The sequence below is a fragment of the Paraburkholderia sp. SIMBA_030 genome, from assembly GCF_046535245.1.
Classification (GTDB): domain Bacteria; phylum Pseudomonadota; class Gammaproteobacteria; order Burkholderiales; family Burkholderiaceae; genus Paraburkholderia.
Genome location: NZ_JAWRXB010000615.1, coordinates 1 through 269, shown reverse-complemented (window position 1 = coordinate 269; position 269 = coordinate 1). Strand labels below are relative to the sequence as shown.

At 53.2% G+C, this 269-nt stretch carries 1 pseudogene; it reads right to left on the bottom strand.

The annotated features are described in order from the left end of the window. A pseudogene (locus tag SB772_RS41425) lies at positions 1 to 269 on the bottom strand (serine/threonine transporter SstT); the annotation flags it as partial.

The window sequence follows — 269 nt, the reverse complement described above, 5'->3', positions numbered from 1 at the left end:
CCGATGTAGTTACCTTTCAGCAGCGCGTCAATGGGGTTGGAAACCATGCTCATTACCAGTCCGCGCATCACTTCGACAATGCCTGACGGCGGCGAAATATCACCCGCGCTACTGGACAAGTGCAGGGTAGAAGGGAAGGCAAAGCTGAAGACTACTGCGGCCAGAGCTGCAGAGAAGGTGCCCAGCAGATAGAGGAACAAAATAGGACGGATATTGGTTTTCTGCCCGTGCTGGTGGTTAGCAATAGATGCCATTACCAGCATCAGCAC